At 70.3% G+C, this 6,361-nt stretch carries 4 protein-coding genes; 3 read left to right on the top strand and 1 reads right to left on the bottom strand.

Annotated features, from left to right (window positions below; genetic code table 11):
* A partial coding sequence (locus tag GD1_RS25395; RefSeq protein ID WP_244882558.1) for a LysM peptidoglycan-binding domain-containing protein occupies positions 1 to 422 on the top strand: 422 nt, incomplete at its 5' end.
* Positions 423 to 446: 24 nt separating this feature from the next.
* Positions 447 to 959, top strand: coding sequence for a transcriptional regulator NrdR (gene nrdR / locus GD1_RS06975; RefSeq protein ID WP_059036478.1), 513 nt, complete (start codon positions 447 to 449; stop codon positions 957 to 959).
* On the opposite strand, the gene hrpA is transcribed toward nrdR, so the two are convergent.
* The gene (gene hrpA / locus GD1_RS06970) at positions 933 to 4,997 is read right to left on the bottom strand and encodes an ATP-dependent RNA helicase HrpA (protein ID WP_083533929.1); all 4,065 of its coding nucleotides are present in this window, start codon (positions 4,995 to 4,997) and stop codon (positions 933 to 935) included. The two genes, nrdR and hrpA, sit on opposite strands and share 27 nt — an antisense overlap.
* Positions 4,998 to 5,069: 72 nt before the next feature.
* On the opposite strand from hrpA, the gene GD1_RS06965 reads away from it, so the two are divergent.
* Positions 5,070 to 6,299 (top strand): aminotransferase family protein, encoded by a 1,230-nt coding sequence (locus GD1_RS06965; RefSeq protein WP_059036477.1) that lies wholly within the window; start codon positions 5,070 to 5,072, stop codon positions 6,297 to 6,299.
* Positions 6,300 to 6,361 lie beyond the last annotated feature (62 nt).

Genomic DNA, 6,361 nt, shown 5'->3' with positions numbered 1-6,361 from the left:
GGAGTACCGAACGCGTGGGCGCCGGACGTGTGGGCGCCGGACGTGGCGGTGCCGGTCGTGTGGGCCCTGGCCGGGTGGCCTGTGCCGATGCGGTGGTGGTCCCGGTGCGCGGGACCGCGGTGTCGTCGGTCCATCGTCGGCGTCGCGCCACCGCGGTGGCGGTCATGACCGGTGTCGCACTGGCGATGCTGGTGTGGATCGTCGCGATCGTCGGCTCGGACTATCAGCGCGCCGCCGTCCCGTCCCCGGTCTCCACCCAGGTCGTGCACGTGCGGGCGGGGGAGTCGCTCGGGTCGATCGCCGCCCGGGTGGCCCCGGACATGCCGAGCCGGGTGGTGATCGACGAGATCGTCGAGCTCAACGACATGGCGGGCAGCGGCCTGCAGGTCGGGCAAGCACTGCTGACGCCGCGCTACCGCTGACCGGTGGGACGGTATTGTCGTTGTATGCGCTGCCCGTTCTGCAGAAACGAAGACACCAAGGTCATCGACTCGCGTGTCGCCGACGAGGGGCAGGCGATCCGTAGACGGCGGTCGTGCAGTTCCTGTGGTCGCCGCTTCTCCACCGTGGAGACCGCCGTGCTCGCCGTGGTGAAACGCAATGGCGTCACCGAACCGTTCAGCCGGGAGAAGGTCATGCGCGGTGTGCGCCGGGCCTGCCAGGGACGCCACGTCGACGAGGACGATCTCGCCCAGCTCGCCCAGCAGGTCGAGGAGGCGGTCCGCGCCTCCGGTGCCGCCGAGATCCCCAGCAACGAGGTCGGTCTCGCCATCCTCAAACCCCTGCGCGACCTCGACGAGGTCGCCTACCTGCGCTTCGCGTCGGTCTACCGGTCGTTCGACTCGCTGGAGGACTTCCAGCGCGAGATCGACGACCTGCGCGACGACGAGCACTCCCGGCACGGGGAGGCCGTCGGCGTCAACGGGGCCGTCTCAGCCGAGACGGTCAAGGGTTCGTAGCGCGCGCTTCTCCGACACCGGATATCGCGTGCCCAGCCGCTGGGCGAACAACCCCACCCGTAGTTCCTCGACCATCCAGTGGGCCTGCTCGTTGACCCGGTCGCGGCGGGGTGCGGGGACCTGGTCGAGGCGCTGATTCCATCGTGCGATCACCCGGTCGACGCTGGCCATCGCGTCGTGATCGCGCGCCGCAGATCCGGGCAACTGCTCCAGTCGCGAGCGTGCCGCGGCCAGATACCGCGGCAGATCCTCGAGATGGGTGCGCGGCGTGGACAGCACGAATCCGTCGAAGATCAGGTTCTCCAGCTGTTCGGCGACATCGTCGGCCGGGACCTGCCCGGAGTGGGTGTCCATCTCGCGACGCAGTGGCGCCACCTCCCGAAGCGCATCGACGGCCAGCCGCAGATAGTCCGGGGCGGCCGCGATCACCTGCGACCGCAAGCCCGACACGAGTTTCTCGAACGCTGCCGGGTCGCGCACCGCGACAGCCGCATCCGCCGACACGAGATCGCGGATGGCCCGCCGGGTGCAGTCGGCGAACAGCTGCGCCGATTCACGATAGGGGTTCTGGCTCAACGCGAGTCGGCCCGCCGGATCGAGCCCCGACGACGCCTTGGCGCTCAGCGGCGCGATCGCGGCGTCGAGCAGGACGATCACCGCGGGCAGATGCAGGCGTGCCGCCTCGTCGGACGATGCCGCCGTGGTGACCTCCACCCCGTCGGGACTGCCCGGATCGCCGACGACCCGCAGCGTCGGATAGCGGGTCAGTTGCTGCCCGGCGACACGGACGGTCTCACTGGCGGCGAGTGTGCCGATCCCGTCGGCGGTCCACCGCGTGTGCCGGGCAGTCGACGAGGTGGCGGCCGGAGACGCTGTGGCACCGCTCAATTCGGCCAGCGAGTCGGCCCGCGCGGTGATCTTCCCGGCCGGGTCGGCGAGGGCGAAATGCATCCGCAGGTGCGCCGGGATGCGGTCGGTGTCGAAGTCCTCGGGCCGGACCCGGTGCCGGGTGATCTCGGCGAGCTCACGGGCCAGACCACGCGTCAGGGGCTCCGAGCGTGGCTTGAGGCGGGAGAGGGCCAATGACGCGAAGCGCTGCGCCGGTGCCATCGTCTTGCGCAGCTGTTTGGGCAGTGTCTTGACCAGCTCGGTGGCCAGCTCCTCGCGCATCCCCGGGACCAGCCAGTCGAAGCCGGCGTTGCGGATGTGGGGCAGCAGCGGAGCCGGGATGACCACCGTGACACCGTCGTCGGCGGCGCCCGGCTCGAACCGGTAACGCAGCTCCAGCCGGGTGTCGCCCTGTGCCCAGATGCCGGGGTAGTCGGTGTCGGCGACGGCGATGTCGGCCGCCACGTCCTCGGGGGTGAGGTCGAGCAGCTCCGGGGTGGCCCGGCGGGCGGTCTTCCACCACGAGTCGAAATGCCGGGCCGAGGTCACCTCGGCCGGCACCCGCTGATCGTAGAACTCGAACAACTGGTCCTCGGAGATCACGACGTCGCGGCGCCGTGCGCGGTGCTCGACGTCGGCGGCCTCCTCGAGGAGTGCTCGATTCCGTTGGAAGAAGGCGTGATCGGTGTGCCAGTCACCCTCGACGAGCGCATGGCGCAGGAAGAGATCGCGTGCGGTCACCGGGTCGACGGGCCCGTAGTCGACGCGACGCTTGGCGACCAGTGGCACTCCGTAGAGGGTCACCCGCTCGTAGGCCATCGCCGCGCCGCGCTTGTTCGACCAGTGCGGCTCGCTGTAGGTGCGTTTGACCAGATCGCCGGCCAGGCGCTCGGCCCACAGCGGATCGATCGAGGCCACGGTGTGCGCGAACAGCCGTGAGGTCTCGATGATCTCGGCGGCCATCATGAACGCCGGCGGCTTCTTCGACAGCGGGGAGCCGGGGAAGATCAGCAGTGTGGTGTTGCGGGCGCCGGTGAACTCGCGGCCCTCGGTGTTGCGGGCGGCGATGTTGCCGAGCAGACCGGCCAGGATCGCCCGGTGGATCGCATCGGGATTCTGCTCGGTCTCGGGGATCCCCCACCCGAGATCGTCGACGATGCCGCGCAACTGCCGGTGCAGGTCCTGCCATTCCCGGATACGCAGATAGTGCAGGAACTCGCGCTCGCAGGTGCGACGGAACTGATTGCCCGACAACTGTGTGCGCTGCTCGTTCAGGTGGCGCCACAGTGCCAGGTAGCCGAGGAAGTCCGAGCCGGGCACCACGAACCGGCGGTGCGAGGCGTCGGCGGCCTCCCGGTGTTCGGCCGGCCGTTCCCGCACATCCGGGATCGACAGTGCCGCCGCGATCACCAGCACGTGGTCGAGGCAGCCTTCCTCGTGGGCGCCGACCAGCATGCGGGCGATCCGCGGGTCCACCGGGATGCGGGCCATCGAACGGCCCACCTTGGTCAGCCGAGGACCCCGCGACTCCTCGCCGGTGTCCGTGCCGTCCCGGGTGCTCCGGTCGTCTCCCGATCTCTTGCCGTCTCCCGTGCTCTTGTCATCTCCCGGGGTCTTCCCGGCCGGGACGATCGCGCCGAGTTCGGTGAGCACCGCCATGCCGTCGCGCACCGAGCGTGCGTCCGGCGGCTGGACGAAGGGGAACTCCGCGATGTCGCCGAGCCGCAGCGATGCCATCTGCAGGATCACCGATGCGAGGTTGGCGCGCAGGATCTCCGGGTCGGTGAACGCGGGCCGGGAATCGAAGTCGGTCTCGGAGTACAGCCGGATGCAGACGCCGGGGGCGACACGGCCGCAGCGGCCGGCACGCTGACGCGCACTGGCCTGCGACACCGGTTCCACCGGCAGGCGCAGCACCTTGGTGCGGGTGGCGTAGCGGGAGATGCGGGCGGTGCCCGAGTCGATCACGTACCGGATGCCCGGCACCGTCAGCGAGGTCTCGGCGACGTTGGTGGACAACACGATCCGACGGCCATCCGACGGTGCGAAGACCTTGTGCTGGTCGGCGATGGACAGGCGCGCGTACAGCGGCACCACCTCGGCCCCGGCGGTGACGCGGCGTGACAGCGTGGCCGCAGCCTCACGGATGTCACGCTCGGTGGGCAGGAACACCAGGATGTCGCCGCGTCCGTGGGCTCCCCACAGCTCGCCGATCGCGGCGTCGATGCCCTGGAACAGGTCGAGGTCGGCGTGCTCGCCACCGCCCTCCTCGCTGCCCGAGTCGGCGCCGTCGCGCAACGACAGCGGGCGGTACCGGACCTCCACCGGGTAGGTCCGGCCGGACACCTCGAGCACCGGGACCTGGGTGGTCGCGGTGGTGAAATGCCGTGCGAACCGGTCGGGTTCGATGGTCGCCGAGGTGATGATCACCTTGAGGTCGGGACGCCGCGGCAGCAGCCGGTGCAGATAGCCGAGGATGAAGTCGATGTTCAGGCTGCGCTCGTGCGCCTCGTCGATGATGAGCGTGTCGTAGTAGCGCAGCATCGGATCCGAGGCGATCTCGCGCAGCAGGATGCCGTCGGTCATCACCTTGACCAGGGTGTCGGCGCCGGAGCGGTCGCTGAACCGGACGGAGTAGCCGATCGCGTCGCCGATGTCGGTGTGGGTCTCCTCGGCGATCCGGCGGGCCACCGAGCTGGCCGCGATCCGACGCGGCTGTGTGTGGCCGATCGCGCCGCGTACGCCACGCCCGAGTTCGAGGCAGATCTTGGGCAGCTGGGTGGTCTTGCCCGACCCGGTCTCGCCGGCGATCACGACGACCTGGTGGGCGGCGATGGCCGCGGCGATCTCCTCGCGGGCGTCGGAGACGGGCAGCTCCGGCGGGAACTCCAGGACCGGCACCGCGGCGCGGCGGGCGGCGATCCGCTTCTCCGCGGCGGTCACCGCGCGTTCGAGACCGGCGATCTTGTCGGCGGCGGGGGAGCGGCCGAGCTTGTCCAGCCGCCGACGCAGGGTGTGTTCGTCGGCGAGGGTCACGGTGCCGATGCGGTCGCGAAGACCCCGCCGGTCGAACGGTGTGCGTCGGGTATGCGGTGCGGGGTCCTGGTGATTCGGGACCCCGCGATCCGGTTCGGTTCCTGCTGATCCCATGATGGTGTCCAGGATATGGGACCGGGTGGTCCCGGCCCCGCGTCGCCCGGCGGGCCCCGGCATGATGGAGCCATGGCTGGTTCGCTGTGGCATGGGTTCGCGGATATGGGTGCGGTGTCGTCGACGGGACCGTGCGTCCTGACATACGGCAAGGGCACCCGCGTCTGGGACGTCGAGGGCAATGAGTATCTGGATGCGACCGCGGGTCTGTGGTTCGCCAACGTCGGTCACGGGCGCACCGAGATCGGCGACGCGGTGGCGACGCAGCTCGGGCGGCTGGCGCACTACTCGGGGTTCGGTGATCTGACCGCCGATGTGACCGATGCGCTCGCCGACCGTCTCGCGGGATTCGCGCCGGTACCCGGCTCCAAGATCTTCTTCACCTCCGGCGGCAGCGACTCGGTGGACACCGCCGCCAAGCTCGCCCGCCGATACTGGGTGGAGCGCGGACGCCCCGAGAAGACGCTGCTCGTGGGACGCACCAAGGCCTATCACGGCATGCACGTGGCCGGGACATCCCTCGCCGGGATCCCGGTCAACCACGAGGGCTACGGCGAACTCATGCACGACACCCTGACCGTCGACTGGGACGACGCCAAGAGTCTGCTCGGGCTGATCGAGCGGGTCGGTGCCGACCGCGTCGCGGCGTTCTTCTGTGAGCCGATCATCGGTGCCGGCGGGGTCTATCTGCCCCCGGCCGGATATCTCGCCGAGGTCCGTCAGATCTGCCGCGATCACGACGTGCTGTTCGTCGTCGACGAGGTGGTCACCGGATTCGGCCGGATCGGTGGGGACAGCTGGTTCGCGTCGACCCGTTTCGATCTTCAGCCGGATCTGATGACCACGGCCAAGGGGCTGACGTCGGGGTACGTGCCGATGGGTGCGGTGTTCATCGCCCCGCACATCGCCGAGCCGTTCTTCGGCGGCGGGGTGTGGTGGCGCCATGGCTACACCTACGGCGGCCACGCGGGTGCGGCCGCGGCGGCGATGGCCAATCTCGACATCATCGAACGGGAGGGGTTGCTCGCCGAGGCGAGTCGCCTGGAGTCGGATCTGGCGGCGGCGCTGGCACCGCTGGCCGATCTGGACTCGGTGGCCGAGGTGCGCACCGGTCTGGGCGCGGTGAGCGCGGTGCAGCTGGCCGATCCGTCACGGGGACCGGAGATGGTCCTGGCCCTGCGCCGGCACGGCGTCAGCGGACGCGCGGCGGGCCAGGGGGCACTGCAGATCTCGCCCGCGTTCGTGATGACCACCGAGGAGACCGGCGAGCTCGCCGACCGGATGCGCGCCGCCCTGTCCTGAGTCGGGCCCGGTCGCGAGTCGGGTCCGGTCGCGAGTCGCGACCGGACCCGAGGTCGTGACCC

It is taken from the genome of Gordonia desulfuricans NBRC 100010, from assembly GCF_001485495.1.
Taxonomy (GTDB): domain Bacteria; phylum Actinomycetota; class Actinomycetes; order Mycobacteriales; family Mycobacteriaceae; genus Gordonia; species Gordonia desulfuricans.
The sequence above is the reverse complement of the archived record's forward strand: the minus strand, read 5'-3'. Positions and strand labels throughout refer to the sequence as shown.

Bases quoted from the DNA above. Each gene is read 5' to 3' on its own strand.
- nrdR (WP_059036478.1), top strand. From the start codon at position 447: ATGCGCTGCCCGTTCTGCAGAAACGAAGACACCAAGGTCATCGACTCG.
- hrpA (WP_083533929.1), bottom strand. From the start codon at position 4,997: ATGGGATCAGCAGGAACCGAACCGGATCGCGGGGTCCCGAATCACCAG.
- GD1_RS06965 (WP_059036477.1), top strand. From the start codon at position 5,070: ATGGCTGGTTCGCTGTGGCATGGGTTCGCGGATATGGGTGCGGTGTCG.